We start from the raw sequence: 19916 nt of genomic DNA on the forward strand, positions 1-19916 counted from the left end.
GTCTAGCCCTAGTCCAACCGTAAACAGCTGAGTAGCAGACCCGCTACTTGCACAGCAAGACTGACTTTGTGGTTAAACAAACAGACTCACTGCGCAAGTGGCATAACCCGCGCTATCCAAAGAGAGAGCGTGTATAACAAAGAGAGTGATGAGATGGGAATGTTTAAAGCAGCATCCTTAACAATGATGATGGGGCTTACCGTAGTGGGTTGCGGTAGCGATGATTCACCTGACGTAGAAAATAGACCACCAGTCGCTGTGCCTGATACCGCAGCAGCTTTAGCCGAAGGCGCACCAATTCGTATCAAAGTACTCGCCAATGATTATGATCCAGATGGCGATGCTATCGAGATAGTCGATTTTGTCATTACTGATGGCAGCGGCTCTGTATCCCAGAGCAATGATGACTTATTGTTCACACCAGAATCTGCTGGCACAACGCTAATTAACTACACCATATCCGATCCCTATGGTGCGACTGACTCAACCACAGTGACCATCACAGTCACCAATCCTGAGCCAGAAATCGCTGAATATGTAGGTTCAAATACCTGTGTTAGTTGTCACACAGATAAAGCCACCTTTTTCGAAACTGGGCATAACTTTAAGTTGAATAAAGTGGTCGACGGTAAAGCACCTGAGTATCCATTTAGCTCGATAGACGGCGCGGTTGAGCTTATGCATGGTGTCAACAATAGCACTGGTACACCGAATGACTGGAATGACATCAGCTACGTCATCGGCGGCTACGATACTTGGGCGAACTTCCTCGACAAAGACGGCTTTATTCTGACAGGAACCGGTGTCGCAGTATCTATGCCACAAAACGGCGAAGATATTTCAATCAATCACATGCAAGGTTACTTGCCTGACGCTCCAGCTGATTCACAACCATTCGACTGTGGCATATGCCACTCAACAGGGTGGAAGGACTACACGCCAGACTCAGATCTAAACCCTAACCATCAAGATGGTCTTAAAGGTTTTGCAGGCACTTATAATCAGCCAGGCATCCAGTGTGAAGCTTGTCATGGTGCCGGTAGCATACATATTAAAACCATGTCAGCAGACGATATTTCACGTGTCGCTAAAGGACGCTTAACCGCTGATCTTGTTAAAGATGACATGGGTTATGGTTTAGCCATTACCTGCTCAGAGTGTCACAGCAAGAAAACCAACCGTCACTACCCAGACTTTGTCAGTGAACACAATAAAGACTTTGGTGGCGACAGCATTGGTGGCCGCACGATTCCATACTTTGACGGCGGCCGAGTGGCTGGTGATGCAATGTTAGGCTTAGATGCTAATACCGGTGAAATGACAAGTAAAAAGCATGATATGGCTTGCCATACTTGCCATAATCCTCACCGCTCAAAAGCTAATACCGATCAGCCTGGTCATGAAGATGCGATGCTAAAAGAGTGTAGTGATTGTCATGGTGATAAAGGCTTTACTCCCGATCTAGAAGTACACGCATTCGTGGCAAAATGTACCACTTGTCACATGCCAAAGAGCAATCACTTCTTTAGAATTAATCTTGAGTTTCCATCGGCGAGTCCAGAAAACTTCTCTGATGACGGCATGTATGTGCAGCCTTGGAATGTTGCTAAAGATAGTTGTGGCAGCTGTCATGATGATTATGACGAGCGTGCAGCCATCATTGAAAAAATGCACCAATAAGCTAAATCAATAAACGAGCTCAAAACAAAAGCCAATTAGCATCGCTAATTGGCTTTTACAAAAAAGTCTACTATTCGGTAGTGCCTTAGGTTAGTAGCCCTCATCTGCCATAAAACAGTAGTTAGGGATGATTAGATATTGATACCTATCGGCTCCCATACATAATCAAGTCATTGCGAAAACAAAGGCAGCCTGTTTTCGATATTCTGAAGGAGATATTCCAACAACATTTTTAAACAGTTTTGTAATACCACTTGGATTGCTATAACCAAAATCACTTGCTGCTTTTTTCAAGTTCCAGTTCTCTCGAATAAGTTGGCCTCTCATTCTCTGAAACTTAACTTTTTGCAGCGCCTCTGTGGGCGGGATTTTGAGTGTATGTAACGTTTTTAGTAACTTCCTTTCGCTACAACCTAACGTAAAGGCGATATTGTTTAGCGACAATTGGTCTGGTGGTAGCATATTAGCCGCAGCAGTAATTTTCTTCTCAACAGGGATTGGATTATTTAGGCTAACTTTATCAGTAAGATTACTTTCTGATGGGTGTTTGGCCACAGTAATGCTAAACGCATTAGTGTCGAAGTAAACGGTTTCAAACTTATCAGCGTACTTGCCATAAAACCGTTTATCGAAGGGGAGCGCGATATTTAAATCTTGGTTTGATAGTCCCAAGAACGGTGACAGAATACTCTTAATCGTGGTGTGCAGCATCAAGTCGCCGTATTTGAGTACAGTATGATTGCTAAAGCGCTGGGAAATGAGTTTTATCTCGGTGTCTGTTTCCAACAGTTGTAACTTAGTCGAGCTTAATTTGCTGGAGTAGATTTTTGCAAAGCAGACCAGCATTTCGGCTGGTGTTCTAGCCTGTACCCCTAACATCTCGGCCATGCTGCCTTGGCTTCCTTGAATGTAAGGTTCAAGATCATAGTAAAAAAACTTATCTTCGCTATGCATTTCTACCGTATCTAGCGCAGTAAAAATCGCTTGGCCGCTAACGAGATCGGTGGGCTCTAGAGTTTTAAAATGACCAAATTTTGCTGGCATCGCAAATCGCGTGTCATCACAATACCTTAACAATTTCTGCGTCGACGCCGCAGGTCTAACACTATACTTAATCATAGGTATTCACCTTTACTCTAATTTAAACTGAGCCCCCCCAGACTGCATTTATGCATATTAAACTCCTTGTGTGGTAACCAGCTCTTTATGGGACTATGTACCTAGCATTGACGATTATTGTAGCGAGATATTCTTTAGCTTGCCGTGTTCGAGTAAGCAAAAAGTTAAATATGTGTACTTGGCATGTGACATTAATCACATTAGGTATCGGGGGGACAATTTTTCAAATTGAAGCCAATCGTGAAGTCATTAACCTGTTAATAGAAGGTTTATTCAATAAGCCTATTATAAGAAGTAAAGGTGATGAACATGAGAAAATTAAGTGTAGTGTACTTAGCAATATTACCGATAATGTTTGGCTGTAACAGCGATGATGACACCCCGCCAGTAGAAGTTCCGACTAACCAAGCGCCTATAGCGATGCCTGATGTCGCCACAGTGACCCAAGGTGGTACGGTGGTGATTGATGTTTTAGCCAATGATAGCGACCCCGATGGTGATGAGTTAACCGTGGTTTCCGCCAGTGATTTAGAGATAGACAGTAATCATGTGGTGTACTATTCAGCTGATGATGACAAGGTGGGTGAGCAAACATTTAGCTATACCATTTCCGATGGCGACCTAGAGGCAAGCTCAACCATTACCATTACCGTTGAAGCCAAAGAACAACCGCCAGAACAAGAGGCTACTTTTGTTACGGCGCAAACCTGTAAGACATGCCATTCTAGCCAATACAATGAGTGGAAAGACACCACCCACGCTGACGATTATCGCACCCTGTATACTGGTGATGCCGATAAAACCATTGAAGCAATTATTCCTGAGTTAGACTGGGGCACTGAAGCTGACCCGATAACTCATCAAATAAAATATAAAGCAAATAATAGTATTACCACATACAAAGGTGATGACGGTAAATACTATGTGATTTTGCTTGATAAAGTGAATCCTGATAATAGTCAAACTTATCGCATTGACGGTATTTCATCGACGACTTCCAAACAGTTTATCAGTTATGACTACGAGCAAAAGTCTGCCGATCCACAAGATGCCATCGGCCTTACCATGCCATTTGCTTGGGTGAACTATGAAGGCAGAAGCTATTTTAGCGGCTTCTACACCAGTTCAGTGTTTTGGAACGCTGACGGTAGCCTTAAAAAGATGGATGACGTTCATAGCAATGGTGCGATTGTCGCCGACGAGTTACATAAAATGAGCTGGGAAAACCAGTGCATGACTTGTCATACGACAGGCTCTAAGGTGATGGGCTGGGAGGAGAATGACTACTACGGCATGTTGGTGAGCAAAGGCAACATGCACAGTGGTGAAGTGGAAGATGGTATCTCTTGTGAGAAATGCCACAATGCCGGCTCTATTCATGCCACTTCGATGAATGGCGATGATATTACTAACCCAGCTAAGCTGACCTTTGAGCAGAAAAATGACAGCTGTGTGCAGTGCCACCAAATGTCGAAACATCATGATTTAAAACAATACTCGCAGTTATATCAATTTGTATTGGATGATGAAGGCAATCCAACTACTGAGCTTGGTAAGACATTTAAGGTGGGCGATCGCGTACTAGACTTCACTACCTTTGATACCCAAGGTGTATGGCTAGGTACTGATCGGATTAAAGGTCAGAAAAACTCAGTGGTCGAGTACAATGGTTCAAAACATGCTGAGATGCAGGTGGCGTGTAGCGATTGTCACAACCCACACAGCATGGAAGTTAACGCTCCTGCGGACAACCCAGATAAACTATGCCAGAACTGCCATGATAAAGGTGCCGATCATAAAATGCCGATCCACGATATGGTAGGAGCAACCTGTATGGACTGTCACTCAACAGCGATTAGCTCAGTGGCCTTTATGTGGGATAACAGCAGCCATGATTTTGAGGTGATAACACCTACTGAATCACTTGCGAACTATGATGCATTAGTGCCATATAGCCGCAATGAAGGTAGCGACCCACAGCAACAAGCTTACTTTAATATGGCTGTGAGCTGGGGACCTGCTTGTCATGCCGACGGCCCATTTGTACCAAGTGCATTTGTATGTACCTCTGCTGCGGTACTGCCAAACGCCTGTGCCTCTTGCCATGATAAGGAGATGCCAACGATTGGTGTATTTGATGATGTTGAGCGTGCAAAACTGCTTAAAGGTGAAGAGCGTTATCAACGATTCATAGACGCATCTAAGTAAATAGCTCTCATTCCCCCCTGCCCAAAGCCACTACCCATGTAGTGGCTTTTTAACGGCTACGTTAGATCTATAAAACCCAATATAAGAGATAACTAGCTAGGTGCAGCTACCGCTAACTTCAACGGCATGAACGATACTATTTTGTTATCTCGTCAGCCTGGGATTATCTAAGGTCGATATTATGCTGTCAGCGATAACTACTTATGGCCCCAAGGCACAGGCGGCAGTGCCACAGGCTTGGTTAGATCAAAGTCGACTCTAAAGTCACGTTCTTCTCGGGTTAACCGATAAGTGAACTGTTCAGGTTTAACATACATATGCCACACATTAGTGATAGAAACATCTAAGCCGTTCTCTCTGAAGTTATTAATCGAATAAGCATCAACCGGGAAAGACTGCTCTGTCGCGGCACCCATATCAGCAGTCATGCCGCCATACATAGTCACTTTATCTTCACTACCATCTTTATGGCGGTGATCATGCGCCAGGTGCAGACCATACTGAGTCTTAGTGATCACCCAGGTTCTAGAGTGATCATCACCAACATGAAACGGCACTTTAAGCTCGGTATCGCTACACTCGCGCACATGCATAATCAGTTTTTTGCCACTAAATGCAGAATCAGCTGTATTTCCCGCTGTCACCGTACCTTGAAATGCTTTGCCACAATGAGCCGCGAGATTATCGAAAAAAGCGCTCTGCTCTGAAGTCACAGCCATAGCTGGTAGCGATAGTGCGCCAACCGTTAACAATGCAATTTGTGAGTATTTTGTTGTTTTCATTATTATCTCCGATGATTTGTGACTAACCCTATCATAAACAGATAAATTTTAACTTAAGAGGCCAACGCTCGGCGGGAGTAAAAAATCCCCTCAGTGAAAAAGTGCTGAGGGGGAAACTTGCAGGATGATATGAACTAAACCTTCTCAACTCGGATTGGAATGCCATGGCGGCAGTTCGCACCAATCCAGTAATCATTGAGCATACTCGCAGTTTGATTACGGGTCGGATCTGCATTGGAAGCATTTGATTAAGATGCTTAAGAGCAGAAAAGCCCCCTCAGCCAAATAGAACACTGAGGGGAAATTGGTTGCTGATGAATTAAACCTTCTCAACTCGGATTGGAATACCGTGGCGGCAGTTAGCCCCAGTCCAATAATCATTGAGCATACTCGCAGTTTGATTACGAGTCGGATCTGCATTGGAAGCATTTGATTAAGATGCTTAAGAGCAGAAAGCCCCCTCAGCCAAATAGAACACTGAAGGGAAATTGGTTGCTGGTGAACTAAACCTTCTCAACTCGGATTGGAATACCGTGGCGGCAGTTCGCACCAGTCCAGTAATCATTGAGCATACTCGCAGTTTGATTACGGGTCGGATCTGCATTGGAAGCATTTGATTAAGATGCTTAAGCGCAGAAAGCCCCCTCAGCCAAATAGAACACTGAGGGGAAATTGGTTGCTGATGAACTAAACCTTCTCAACTCGGATTGGAATACCGTGGCGACAGTTCGCACCAGTCCAATAATCATTGAGCATACTCGCAGTTTGATTACGGGTCGGATCTGCATTGGAATCCATTTGATTTAAATGCTTAAGGTTGCCCCTCAAAACGCCATGCAAAGAGGGGATCCGTTTTAACTAAACCTTCTCAACTCGGATTGGAATACCGTGGCGACAGTTAGCCCCAGTCCAATAATCATTGAGCATACTCGCAGTCTGATTACGGGTCGGATCCGAAGGGATCATTTGATTAATAGCAACACCACCTGCTCGCTCCTTTAAGCCTGCTAGCTTTTTGCCATTAATCACTCGGTCATCACCACCAAATCCTTTTGAATGACCAAATCCATGGGAGACACATACCGCACCTTTGGCCACACCTAGATCCGTTTGCAACCTGCCTTCAGCAGGTTTGCCATTGGCAGTAACCAACCGTACGGTGTCACCGTCCTTAAGGTTTTGCTGTTGAGCAGTCTCTGTATGCATATAAACAAAGTTGGTTGGACTTATCTCTGCTATGCGTTTGTAAGCGACCGCATAGTTAGAGCGCACTGTCGCTTTATAGCTAGAAAATAGCAGTGGATATTCAGAACTTGGCCAATGACTGTCCCAGCTATCACCATTCCAAAAACGATGCTCATGATAAGTGACTGTGCCTGGATAGTATTCGCCAGAATAAGCGTGGCGAACCTGTGCTACTGCTTCGTGATAAAGCTGCAAACATTTAGCCCCTGCGCCTTTAATGAAGTCACCGTCATAGCGATCATCAGCCACATAGTAACCACCACGTGATAACAGCGCCTCAACCTCTGCTGCCTCTGTTGCTGTTAGTCTTGGCGTTAAAGGTTTCATCGCATAATCTAGCCCAGCCCACTGCCGATCTTCGGCTGTTACCGTTGGCAAGCTTTCACACTGCGCTGCCACATTAGCAAGGTATTTAGCATGCCAATCTTCGAAACAAAGTAGATCTGCGCTAGAACCATCTTCCCGAGCAATCGCCCCTTTACCAAAACCAGGAAGTTGCATATCTAGCGCGATATCAACCAGTAACTGCTCCATACATACGTGCTGGCCTGCAGCAGTTTTAACCGTTCTAGGCGTCACCAAAGGCGCAGCAGCAACCACACCTAACATGTGTGAACCCCACATACGATCCGCGGCATACTCTTCCAGCATTGAACGATCCGGAATAAAGTAATCAGCGTAGCGGTTGGTTTCATTCATATGGCAATCAATACCAATAACTAACGGTAAACGTTTAGGATCTGCAATACTCGCGACCACTTCTTGGCTGATTGATGCCGCACTATAAAGGAAGTTGTTGCGCCAGTTGAACAACACCTTAGCTTGATAAGGATCACTATTGGCATGGCTGGTCCACTGCTCTGCCGCATTCATTGCTGGCAAGACTTCATGCCATGGCGTGCTCGCCGGGTAAGGGTTTTGGCCTTTGGCGACTTTCTGTTGATACTCGGTTGATGATTCATAAGCGCCATCTCGACAAGCATTAACCACACCATCAAGGCTGACACCATTGTCGATATTGGCCAGATCGTAACGACCTTCCATACCGCCAATCGGACCATTACCGTAAATCGCACCACCTTTTGCATCATGACTGCCAACCAAAGTATTTAAGGTTGCCCAGATCCATCCCATCACATAACCATCTGATGAGTTAGTACCACCGTTACCTGCCACACAAGCCTTACGCCCATAATGGCCTAAATCTTTGGCAACTTGGCGCATATCTGCAACTGCAATACCCGACTTAGCAGCATACTCTTGCATACTGGTGCGCTGCGACTCCTCTCTAAGTAGATACAGTGAAGAGGCAAGGGTAACTTTACGTCCAGCATTGTCTTTAAGGGTTTTCCTAACAAACAACTCCGCTTTATCACCACTTTCTGCAGAGACAAACTCTTGGCTACCCGCTTTAATGATGATCGCTTCATCGCCCCCTAAGCCAAAGTCTTTGGCTTTCGCAAAGCGGCGATATTGCGGATGCTTTGGATCAACAATCACTAAATGACCCGCATTGGTGTAATTGAGTTCGCCTGCTGCCTTAGCAGCCTGCTCACTAGCACCTTCAAGATGAGTTTTATTAAACCAACCCTCTTCCAGCATAGTGCGGATAACACCAAAGGAGAATGCTGCATCTTGTCCGGGTTTGACCGCCAACCAAGTCGCATTAGTGTCTGCTGCCACCGTGGTGCGTAGCAACGGATCAACACAAACATACTTAAATTTTCTATCGACTCGGCTATCTGCAAGGCCACGACCAACACGGTTTAAGCTCGCGCCTGAAGACCCAGGGCTGGTTCCCATAAATAGGCCGTACTCGACATTTTCCCAATCAACATCATTGAGCCACTCTTCAAAGCCCGCCGCCATACCCAAACTGTAACCGGTTGCTTGGGCAGCGCCACAATAGGCATGTTTAGTGCCTAAATTACTGGTGCCCCACGCTTGCTGCATAAAACGCGCATAGAAGCTGCCACGTAACGTGTCTTCTGCACAGTAAGTGGCAAACAAGTGGTTAGCTGCAGAGCCAAACTCTGGGTAGCCCGGTTTTACTGGTTTATCGAGTTGACGCAGACTACGTAAGCCTTCGACGTGGCCTTCACCAAATAGATCGCCACCGGCTAAAATCTCTTGCAGTGCTTGCTCGTAACTAATAGTGACCCATCTACCTTCACCACGCTTACCATCGCGCTTAAGCACTTGGGTGACACGGCGTTCATCATCGACAGAGTCAGCACAACTTGCACCTTTAGCACAGGTTGTAGCACGGTTTTCTAGCCCTTTCTCTCCCGCTAAGGCGATATAGCTCTGCTTAACACTGGTTTCAATTGGTAGCGGTGAACCGGAGTTATTTTCACAATATGGATTACCACCGACTTTTAAGATCTTGTCATTTTTAGCATCGACACGGACTCGCAGGCCACAAATGTTATAGCAGCTAAAGCAGCGTGAATAAGCGGTACGAACACCCGCAGTTTGCTGCCATTCACCATTAGCATCTTGCTGACACTCTGGCGGGATCGGATGGCCAAATCGGCTCACATCTTGACTACGCACAGGATGTATCGGCTTGGATTTATCCCCACAACCAACAGTTGCCGCAGCGACAGAAACAACGCCTGCCTGCGTTAAAAATTTACGTCTATCCATTACCAGCTCCTAGCGTTGCCATTCGAGGAAGTTAAGTGACAAAATCTGTTTATCCTGTGGCTGTTCAGGCAAACCGATATAAAAGATATTTGGTTTAGTCCCCTCTCCAGCCAACATGGCGTACACCTTATTATCAGCAACCAGTTTTGAGACGGTGCTAGTGGGATCGTTTAAATCGCCAAAGCTGCGCGCCTCGCCAATGCAGGTTTCTACACAGGCAGGCAGCAGCCCCGCTGATACACGATGAATACAGAAGTTACATTTTTCAGGAGGAGTCTCTAAGCTTTCATCTTTACGTCTTGCCCCATATGGACAAGCATCGACACATAACTGGCAGTGAATACACTCGTCATGATCGATCACCACAATGCCATCTTCCTCGCGTTTGTAAGTTGCCTCAGCAGGGCAAACATCAACACAAGGAGGGTTATCACATTGATTACATTGATTAGGTACCGCAAGCGTCGCTAAGCCGGTGCTGGTTTCGAGTGCCGCTTGGTTGACACGCGTTCGACAACGGCCTGCCTCAGTTTGGTTTTCCATTGCACAGGACACAGTACAAGATAGACAGCCTGTGCAACGGCGAACATCAAACACCATAGCCAATCTTTTCCCAGCGGTTTTAGCTTGAAGTTGCGCGCTAGGGATGAGAGTCAACATTGCTCCACCAGCGGCCATTTTTAATATGGATCGTCTATCCAACATATTCTTTCCTTATTGTGAATGCAGTAATTAATACTCATAGCACTTATAAAATCCATTTTTTAAAATACACTTAAAAATGTAAATATATAAACAAAGGAACAGTTAAACGTCTAAATATCAAATAATGGTCACAATAGAAAAATAATTTAACTTTTAATGAAATTAAATCTAGAGATAGATTTAGGAGTGGCTTCACATTGTAAAAATAATTTTATTTTTAATGAAATTAAATCTAGGGATAGATTTAAGAGAAGCTTCACATGATAAAAATAGTGACTTAGACTTATATCACACTTTTAAATAAACAAAAGATATCGGCAATAAAACTATTATTTTTCAATGCCTTATCTGTACGTAAAATAAAACATCTATATAGTACCAACGTGCAAGTTAATAACAACCCAAGGCTGAATTAATTCTCTAGAGTAAATATCACTATTTGATATTTGCGAATATTAATATGTAAAACACGAGAGCTAAATCAAAAATATAAAAACAAGCTTTTAAAAAGTGTGACTTATAACACTGAATATCACAACTCTTATATAGATTATATAAACCACATAAAACGCAGGTGATTTATCCATGAACAAAATAGACCAATTAAATTACAATCAATTAAAAGTGTTTATTGCAATATATGAACATGGTCAAAGTCACCAAGCTGCAAATGAGTTAGGTATGACCGCCTCTGGTGTCAGTAGAACACTAAAAATATTAAGAGACATATTTAAAGACTCTCTTTTTATAAGGCGCTGCTCTGGTTTTGTCGCTACCGAGAAAACCCACCAACTTATTCCTATGGCAAAAAGCCTAGTAGAACAGTATCAAAAAATAGAGATGCAGCATTCTGTATTTACCCCTGCTGAATCTGGAGGACAGTTCGTCATCCATGCCTATGATGAATTTGTTTATGCAGTACAGAAAGTCGTTCGTGATGACATTCTGAAAGAAGCACCCAATCTTAGGTTTGATGTTCGGGTACTGACTCATGATTGCTCCACAGAGCTTGCCAATGGCGATATGGACTTTGTGGTCGTATATGAAGGGTTTAATGCTAAAAACCTTAATTATGAAATGTTCTCTGAAACTGACAGCCTGTATATCTTGGCCCAGCGTGATCATCAGATTTTCCATCAAGCTATTACGCTTGAAAACCTTTCCCGTTTCCCCTGCTTAGAGATTGATAACTACGACGATCTCGCTTGCCCACTACTGGTCAACTTATGCCGTGAACAAGATCTATGCATGGAAGTGGAAGGTTATACCGACAGCCTAGCATCAGCAATGCGTTTACTCAGCGAAACCGACGCTATCACTCTGAGCTGCAACCAATTTACACGCCAATTCGTCAACATGTTGCCAGATATCAATTACATAAAATTACCAGAAGACTTGGCACAGAAATGTCGAGTTCGCCGCCGTGAAAACCGTGAAATTGGTAACTATGTTCTGTTCGGAGACACCAATCATTCGGCCGCATTCAACTGGGTCAAATCAAAATTAATTTGCGGGCTAGAAAGAGAATGGCGCATAGCCAGTGAAGCCTAGCGTTATATCAATAGGAGAAGTCAAAAGCGGGTCGATGAGAGACCTTATTTTGCATTTAAAGGAGCTAAATCAGAACCAAAACAGTGAGTGACCGAGTCAGTAACAGCTACGCCTGAAGCTAAGTTACTGACAAAGCAATATCAATGTCGTCAATGCGAAAAGAATAAGTAGTGAATTAACACTATCAAGATGGGGAAAACATATGAAAATTAACAGACGCACCTTCCTGCAGGGAGTTGGAGCCAGTTCTGTTGTAGGCTCTTTGTCTGGCTTAGTGCCAGGTATAGCCACTGCAACAGAACGCGGAGGCGCACCAGACAAGTTGCTTAAGCGTGAGGGTAAAATCGTTTATCACACTTGTCAGCGTAACTGTGCTGACCGTTGTCTGCTGAAGTTTACCGTTCAAAATGGCCGAATGACCTATGTCGAAGGCGCATCAGAGATGAAGAAAATGGGTACATCTCCATGCGTTAAAGGCCACGCCTACGTCCAGTATACTTATGCTGCCGACCGCATTTTGCACCCAATGGAACGAGCGGGAGCAAAAGGTGAAGGTAAATGGCGCCGCATCAGCTGGGATGAAGCTTATCAAAAAATCTCTAGCCGCTTACAACAAATCATCAAAGAGCATGGCGCTGACTCCATTTTGCCATACAGCTATTCAGGCCATGAAGGCGTTATCGGTAAATACGGCGGACCAAGCCGTTTCTTTAACGCAGTTGGCTCTCGCAAGCTAGATCGTAAAGTGTGTGTTTTCGCCGCTTATGAAGGATTAAAGTCTGTTACGGGTACTTACCAAGGACCCGATCCCTACGACAATATTTACACCAACTGTTATATCTCTTGGGGGCAGAACGAAACTGCCACTAACGTGCATGGTATTAAATTCATTAACCAAGCACGCGACAAAGGTGCCAAGCTATTAGTTGTCAACCCAGTTCGAACACCTATCGCATCACAAGCTGATATCTGGCTCCAACCAAAACCAAGTACCGATACCCATCTTGCGACTGGGATCATGAAGTACCTAATTGAAAATAACTTAGCCGATACTCAGTTTATCGAAGCTAATACTATTGGTTACCAAGACCTGCTTAAACGCGTAGACGAAATGAGCTATGACGAAATAGAGAAAGTGACTGGTGTACCAAGAGAGAAGATGTTCAAATTTGCCAAAGTTTACGGCGAATCTGAGCTCTCTGTTATTCGCCTCGGTTATGGTATGCAGCGTAACTACAACGGTGCACGTATGTCTCGCGCTATTGCGATGATGCATGCCGTTGCGGGTCAATACGGTAAAATTGGTAATGGCTTCGTTTACGATAACACCCAAGCCGATGACAGCTTAAACTACTCTAAAGGCCGTGCGGATCATATCCATCCAAATGGCGACACCGTGGGTCATGTGAACATGACGGAGATCGCTAAAGCGATTCATCCAACAAACCCAACCGCTTACGGTAAACCTATCAAGCCAATTAAGGCTGTAATCAACTACAACGGTAACTTTGTATCAGTCGCACCAGACTCCAATGCGTGTCGTTTAGGCGCGATGCGTGATGATCTGTTCTTAGTCGTCCATGACTTCTTAATGACAGATACCGCAGAACTGGCTGACATTATCGTGCCATCAACCACCCAGTTTGAGTTCCCAGATATGGGCACCGACTACAACTGCTACCACATGCAAACTTCTGAAAAAGTGATTGAGCCTTTAGGTGAGTCTAAAGACAACTGGATCTTCTTTAAGGAACTTGCAGCTCACATGGGGCTTGATCATCACCCAGAGATGCGAGTTGACTATGAACAGATCCTGCGTGATTTCTTAGACACCGAAGAGCCAGCGTTTAGACACAACAACATCACTTATGAGCAGATCATTAAAGAGAAGTTTGTCACCGTCTATGATCAGCGCCCTTACTTTGGCGACGGCAAGTACAAGACGCCAAGTGGCAAGATTGAGTTTTACTCAGAGATGATGAAAGAGGCGGGCTACCACCCAGTCATCGACTTTGGTTTGCCAGAAGATGAGATGATCCCAGAAGAGAAGAGCTTGCCATTCCGCATGCTATCTCCAGCGATCCCTCAGCGTGCTAACAGTTCATTCTACAACGTGAAGTACATTCGTAACTTCCCTGCATACTTCGCCAAAATTAACACCGAAGATGCTAAAGCGCTTGGCATTAGTAATAACGACAGAGTCAGACTCAGCAACCACCGAGGCGAGGCATTCTTTGTCGCACAGGTTTCAAGTCAAGTGGGTCGCGGCACCGTAATGGCACCAAAGAACAACTGGCGCCGTATGGATCCGCAAGGTAAAGCCAGTTGTACCAACAACCTCACTACCGACAAGTTAACCGATATGGGTGGCTGTTCAGCCTACCACTCGACTAATGTCGCGATAGAAAAAGCCTAAGGAGTAAAAGATGTCTATTAATCAAAAAGTGGGCTTTGTCTTCAGACAAGAAAACTGTGTCGGTTGTGGTGCCTGTACTGTGGCCTGTCAAATTCACAATGAGCTTCCTGAAAACCATCGCTTCCGCAAGGTCGATCGCTATGAAGTACAGCGCGAAGATGGCGCGGTTGATGTGTGGCTATCCCACTCTTGCATGCACTGTGAAAACCCAGCCTGTTTGATGGTTTGTCCGGCAAAAGCTTACCACGTTAGAGACGACGGAATTGTGGTACTAGACCGTGAAAAATGTACTGGCTGTGGCTTATGTGCCAGCGCCTGTCCTTATTCAGCAGTCAGTATTCGCGAAGACGATGGCAAGGCCGACAAGTGCAACATGTGTGTTGAACTTCTTGACCGCGGAATGAAGCCAGCCTGCGTCACCGGTTGCCCTGTTCAATGTATTGAAACAGGCAATATCGATGAGGTGTTAAAGCGACCTTCAGCAAGTAAAGAAGGTATCGGCTACGGCGATTGCATCACGAAACCTAACATGGTGATTATTAAGGAACGCGCATAATGACTAGCCAATATGGCCCAATGGCAACGGCTTACTTTGCCTTTAAGTCGATGATTTTCTTTCCATCTAAGGCAGAGGCGTTAAACGGATTAATCGCGTATCTCGAAGCGAGTAACCCACAAAGCCCTTTGTTAAACGAAGCAAAGCGCTTTATCGACGATGCATCTGAACTGGAGTTTGACTTCAATCGCATGTGTATTGGGCCATATAAGCTGTTGGTTGCTCCCTACGAGGGAGTCTACCGCAGCGGCAATCATGTCATGAATACAGACGAGACCGTCAGAGTTGCCGAGTTTTACCAACATATTGGCTTGGTCATTGACGAAAAATTCAATGAACCCGCCGACTTTATCGGTAACGAATTGGAGTTTCTCTACTGTGTTCACGCGTTAGCCAGTGAGCAGAAAGCAGCAAACGATATCGAAGCCTTTGAGGAGCTAACGGCCATTGCCGATGAGTTTCTTACTAAGCATCTGGGTACTTGGATCACTCCCTTCTGTGAAGGAATAAAAAACCATGCTCAACATGCATTTTGGCGTGAGTTTGCTATTGAACTGCACCTTTTTGTCACTAAGCAAATGCAGTGATGGCTTAACCTTATATAACCACAGTTAAGCCACTATGTACCAAGCAAAAAGGTAATAGCCGTCGGTAGCTGAACTTATACCCCATCAGGTATTCGACGGGTAGAACCAAATAGGCGACCTAAAGTCGCCAAAGGAGTTATTAATGAACAGAGCAATAAGATTGTTTAGTTTTATTGTCATCAGCCTGTTTGTCTCAACGGCAGCTATGGCTGCTGACGTTGCAACACTGCAACCTCAGCAATGGCAAAAAATTCAGGAACACGCTATTCCAGGAGACATCCCTGAGATCCGCGGTATGCCAACACAAGTTGAACTATTAATGCCGGCATCAGTACCAGAAGATGCCAATGAAGCTGTACTTGGTTACTTAGGTGCCACCGACAGCATTGCATTTTTAGTGTTTGCCAGCCTATTTGGCGTCATTGCGCTATTTATCATTTTTATCATGGTAAATGGTATCTCGCGTCTAGATAAAGGCTTCTCAGGCAAGGTGATCAAACGTTGGTCAGGCCTCAGTATCAGTGTGCATTGGTTAGGTGCTATCGCTTGCATACTACTCATGCTAACTGGCTTAGTTTTAGCGTGCGGTCGACACTACTTTGAGCCAAGCATGAACGCGCCAAGCTGGGCATCACTAGTAGGGCTTTCAAGTGGCCTGCATGAGTTGATGGCGTTCCCATTCATCTTGGGTTACGTGTTAATGATTTTGATGTGGGCACCAAAGCAAATCCCTGCAAGTTATGACTTGAAATGGTTTGCTGTTTTAGGTGGTTACCTCAATACCGGTAAGAAACATCACCCAGATGCTGGTTTTGCCAATGCGGGTGAGAAACTTTGGTTTTGGGTGTTTGCCCTCTTTGGTGGCGTGATGGTGGCTTCAGGGCTAACAATGATGTTCCCAGAAACCTTCGTAGTGACCAAGAATACCGCTAACTTTATGCTGGTATTACACATTGTCTCTACCATCATTATCAGCGCGTTCTCAGTCGTACACATCTTCATGGCAACCGTCATGTCTGAAGGCGGTATGTCTAACATGACCTCTGGTTACTGTGACGAAAACTGGGCTAAGCAACACCATAACTTATGGTTTAAAGAGCTGAAGTAACTCAGTCGCTAAATAGCACTATCGGCCCGTCAACACTTAGCTGTTGATGGGCAATCCAACAGCACACATTTATTCGTTCGGCACCAACTCTAGCCTCTAGAGAGGGCGACTTTTTGCTGCCGAAATATAGGGAAATACACAGATGAAAACCTTAAAATCGATTGTCGCGGTTGCAGTAAACTTATGCTGCGTTAACGCTTATGCAGCTGATAACAATGCCGAACTAGAAGCGCGTATTGCCAAGCTTGAAAATAACGCTGCACCGTCACAGTTCAAAAATAGCCAAGTCAGCCTATACGGCTCTATTCGTCCAACATTAAGTTACTTAGACGACAGCCAAGATGAAACTTGGGATGTTCGCGATGCACTCTCTCGCATCGGTATTAAAGCCAGCACTGAATTTGCCGACGGCTGGACCGCTATCGCGCAAGGCGAATGGAGTGTCGATATTGCCAACTCTGGCAACTTCGGCAAAGCGCGCCAAGCCTACGCTGCCATAGCGTCACCATACGGCCAAGTCGGCATTGGTAAGCAACGTCCTGCGCAGTACACCTTAGTGGCTGAATATGTCGATATCTTTAACCACGGCAACAGCCCTTACGCCTACGACCATGAAAGCCCATTCTTTGTCGATAACTTTGTCACTTATCAGCTAGTCACGGGTGACTTTACCTGGATGGCAGGTGCCCAGTTTGATGGCGACAATGGCGATGACGCCACCGACATGGTCAACCTTGGTGTTGGTTACGATATTAACCAACTACACATAGGTTTAGGCTATGTCACGCAAAATACGCTTGATAGCAATAACATTGAAGGCGACGACAACACCTTTGGTGGCGTAGTGGCTTACACCTTCAGTAATGATCTGTACCTTGCGGTGAGCTATCAAGACAAGCAGTACAACTATGATGCCGGCAGCATGAATAAAGATCGCAGCGGCAGCACCTTAGACACCGCACTGGCCTACCCTATTTTTGATGACTACAAAATTAAACTCGGTTACTTCCAGTTCAAAGATGGTATCGATGGTGAAACGTCTGCAGATTACGATGGCTTCAACACCACTCTTGAATGGAACCCAATCGAAAATGTTCGCGTCCACCTAGAGTATTTAGATAAGAGCTACGATCATCAAGAGAATGATCACGCGATTACCATCGGCTTTAGATACGACTTTAACCTCACGTGGCAAGGCTAGTCTAACCGCTAGTTATACCGATCGGTATTAGCAAGCTCCAACCTAAAGAGGCCATCAAGGCCTCTTTTTATTCCTGTCACTTCGGGAGAAGAACATTGTTAGGATTTAGAAAATCGCTCATCGCGTCAATGGTGACTATTGTCGCCCTATGTCTGGTGATCTCAAACTGGTTGTCCTACATCGAGATCAAGCAAGCAACCATAGCCAACACTAATGAAAAACTCACTAATGTCGTCAATTACGAATCCAATAATATTGAAAGCTGGTTTAAAGAGAAAGCCGATGCCATCGATGCCCTAGCTCAGCACTATCAAACAGGCAGTTATCAAGACAACTATGTTAATGCAGCAAGGCTGTCTACCGATGTTGGTGGCGTTGCACGGATCTACTTTGGCTTTGACGACGGTAGCGCTTATTCCACTGAGACCAACAGTAAGTGGATCGACGGCAAAGCCATAGCCGAACAATACGACCCTCGTACTCGGCCTTGGTATCAGCAAGGTAAGTCATCGCACAACCTTGATATTACCGATATCTATGTTGATGACGGCACTGGCCATGACGTGATTTCAATCTTAAAAAACCTCGGCGATGGTGTGGTACTTGGGGATATAGAACTCACCTACTTAAATGATACCGTCAAAGCCGTTAACTACCCAGGTGCGGTAACACTAATTACCGATCAAACCGGTAAAGTGTTGGCCTCTGAATCGCCAACACTTGTCACTGGAACCCGCTTCTCAGATTTTGGCTTAGCCAAAGTGCAGCAAACCTTGCTCGCTAACGATGAAGCGATGCAAGAATACACTTTAGATGGTGTCGACAAACTTGCCGTTTCAAAAGCGATTCCATTAGTGAATGGTAAGAAGTGGTATCTGTTTATTGCGCTTGATAAGTCAGTCGCTTATGCAACCGTTGATCACGCTCTTTATAGTGCCATTATCTCCTCTAGCATCATGTTAGCTTTGGCTATTAGCCTGTTACTTGGCGTGTTATACCTACTTTATCGCCCTATTTTGTCGCTAAAAGAGATGATAACAGAGCTGTCTACAGGTAATGGCGATCTCACTCGTCGCCTAGCCGTTAACAATGATGACGACTTAGGGCAGATTTCAGCAGGCATTAACCGCTTTATCGAAAACCTGCAATCAATGATGCTTGAGGTCTTACAGTCATCAACTCATATCGCCAGCAGTGTTGAGCGCTTAAAGTCAGAAACTGAAGCCAATAGCGCTATCTTGGTCGCCCATACAACAGAGACGGAGCAGATAGTTACCGCGGTGGAGGAGATGAGCGCCACCGCCAATGATGTCGCCAGAAATGGCGCAGAAACCGCTTCCTTCACTCAAGTCACCAAAAACCAAACAATGGAGTCAAAGGCCGTTGTTGCAGAGGCAACCTGCACTGTCGCGCAACTGGTGCAGGAGGTCGAAAGTACCTCCCACAATATTGAGCAGATAGACAAAGACACCATCAACATTACCCAAGTGCTTAAAGTGATTGGTGAGATTGCCGATCAGACTAACCTGTTAGCGCTTAACGCCGCCATTGAAGCGGCTCGCGCAGGGGAACAAGGCCGCGGCTTTGCTGTTGTCGCTGATGAAGTCAGAGCGCTCGCCGCCAGAACCCAAGCAAGTACAGCTGAAATAGAGCTGACGCTTAATCAACTCCGAGAAGCCTCAAATGCAGCGATGGCCTCGATGGATGCAACCAAAAACACCTGTATCAAAACGGCTGAAACCACTGAGGTTGTCGCCTCAGATCTTGACGCTATTGGTGACTCAGTTAATCAAATCAATGATCTTAATACTCAAATCGCTACCGCTGCGGAGGAGCAAAGTTCGGTATCAAGTGAAATTACCCGCAACATGTCAGCCATTAGCGAAATGGCCAGCGAGCTAGCCATCAATGGCGAGACCACCAGCAATGAAACTGTCAATCTGGCGACAGCTAACCATCAGCTAGAGCTGATAGTGAGTCAATTTAAGCTTAAATAACTGCAAAGACTGATTAGCTTTGGATATCCTAGTCACATGGAAGTGATAGAACCATCTCATGCGCAGACACAGCCGTGACACGCTATAAATACATCCTTGTAAGCTCGACCAT

General features: G+C 45.1%; 13 protein-coding genes. 9 read left to right on the forward strand and 4 right to left on the reverse strand.

Going from position 1 to position 19916, the window contains the following annotated elements; genetic code table 11:
• Positions 1-129 precede the first annotated feature (129 nt).
• Complete coding sequence (locus L2730_RS18960; RefSeq protein WP_248976025.1) at positions 130-1680, forward strand: Ig-like domain-containing protein; 1551 nt, start codon at positions 130-132, stop codon at positions 1678-1680.
• A gap of 165 nt (positions 1681-1845) precedes the next feature.
• Here the strand turns inward: L2730_RS18960 and L2730_RS18965 are convergent, their stop codons facing one another.
• Positions 1846-2799, reverse strand: coding sequence for a helix-turn-helix domain-containing protein (locus tag L2730_RS18965; protein ID WP_248976026.1), 954 nt, complete (start codon positions 2797-2799; stop codon positions 1846-1848).
• A gap of 309 nt (positions 2800-3108) precedes the next feature.
• Here L2730_RS18965 and L2730_RS18970 point away from each other — a divergent pair, with 309 nt between their 5' ends.
• Positions 3109-5007 carry an Ig-like domain-containing protein gene (locus L2730_RS18970; RefSeq protein WP_248976027.1) on the forward strand — a complete coding sequence of 633 codons (1899 nt, stop codon included), beginning with the start codon at positions 3109-3111 and terminating at the stop codon, positions 5005-5007.
• Between the two features lie 197 nt (positions 5008-5204).
• Here the strand turns inward: L2730_RS18970 and L2730_RS18975 are convergent, their stop codons facing one another.
• The 3 genes from L2730_RS18975 to L2730_RS18985 all read right to left on the reverse strand — a co-directional run bounded on the left by L2730_RS18975 (position 5205) and on the right by L2730_RS18985 (position 10388).
• Positions 5205-5789 carry a hypothetical protein gene (locus L2730_RS18975; RefSeq protein WP_248976028.1) on the reverse strand — a complete coding sequence of 195 codons (585 nt, stop codon included), beginning with the start codon at positions 5787-5789 and terminating at the stop codon, positions 5205-5207.
• A gap of 858 nt (positions 5790-6647) precedes the next feature.
• The gene (locus L2730_RS18980; RefSeq protein ID WP_248976029.1) at positions 6648-9683 is read right to left on the reverse strand and encodes a molybdopterin-dependent oxidoreductase; all 3036 of its coding nucleotides are present in this window, start codon (positions 9681-9683) and stop codon (positions 6648-6650) included.
• Positions 9684-9692: 9 nt separating this feature from the next.
• Positions 9693-10388 (reverse strand): 4Fe-4S dicluster domain-containing protein, encoded by a 696-nt coding sequence (locus L2730_RS18985; RefSeq protein ID WP_248976030.1) that lies wholly within the window; start codon positions 10386-10388, stop codon positions 9693-9695.
• A gap of 585 nt (positions 10389-10973) precedes the next feature.
• On the opposite strand from L2730_RS18985, the gene L2730_RS18990 reads away from it, so the two are divergent.
• The 7 genes from L2730_RS18990 (at position 10974) to L2730_RS19020 (ending at position 19804) form a co-directional block, all read left to right on the forward strand.
• On the forward strand, positions 10974-11939 hold the full coding sequence (locus tag L2730_RS18990) for a LysR family transcriptional regulator (protein WP_248976031.1): 966 nt from the start codon (positions 10974-10976) through the stop codon (positions 11937-11939).
• A 202-nt stretch (positions 11940-12141) separates the two neighbouring features.
• Complete coding sequence (locus tag L2730_RS18995) at positions 12142-14355, forward strand: molybdopterin-containing oxidoreductase family protein (protein ID WP_248976032.1); 2214 nt, start codon at positions 12142-12144, stop codon at positions 14353-14355.
• A 10-nt stretch (positions 14356-14365) separates the two neighbouring features.
• On the forward strand, positions 14366-14911 hold the full coding sequence (locus tag L2730_RS19000) for a 4Fe-4S dicluster domain-containing protein (RefSeq protein WP_076412353.1): 546 nt from the start codon (positions 14366-14368) through the stop codon (positions 14909-14911).
• A complete protein-coding gene (locus tag L2730_RS19005) occupies positions 14911-15498 on the forward strand; it encodes a TorD/DmsD family molecular chaperone (protein WP_248976033.1) in 588 nt (195 codons plus the stop codon). The genes L2730_RS19000 and L2730_RS19005 overlap by 1 nt, the downstream gene beginning before the upstream one ends.
• Positions 15499-15640: 142 nt before the next feature.
• Complete coding sequence (locus L2730_RS19010; RefSeq protein WP_248976034.1) at positions 15641-16606, forward strand: formate dehydrogenase subunit gamma; 966 nt, start codon at positions 15641-15643, stop codon at positions 16604-16606.
• A 142-nt stretch (positions 16607-16748) separates the two neighbouring features.
• Positions 16749-17807: a porin gene (locus L2730_RS19015; protein WP_248976035.1), complete on the forward strand. Its 1059-nt coding sequence runs from the start codon at positions 16749-16751 to the stop codon at positions 17805-17807.
• Positions 17808-17935: 128 nt separating this feature from the next.
• On the forward strand, positions 17936-19804 hold the full coding sequence (locus tag L2730_RS19020) for a methyl-accepting chemotaxis protein (RefSeq protein ID WP_248976065.1): 1869 nt from the start codon (positions 17936-17938) through the stop codon (positions 19802-19804).
• Positions 19805-19916: the final 112 nt, after the last annotated feature.

It is taken from the genome of Shewanella kaireitica, from assembly GCF_023284045.1.
Lineage (GTDB): Bacteria > Pseudomonadota > Gammaproteobacteria > Enterobacterales > Shewanellaceae > Shewanella > Shewanella kaireitica.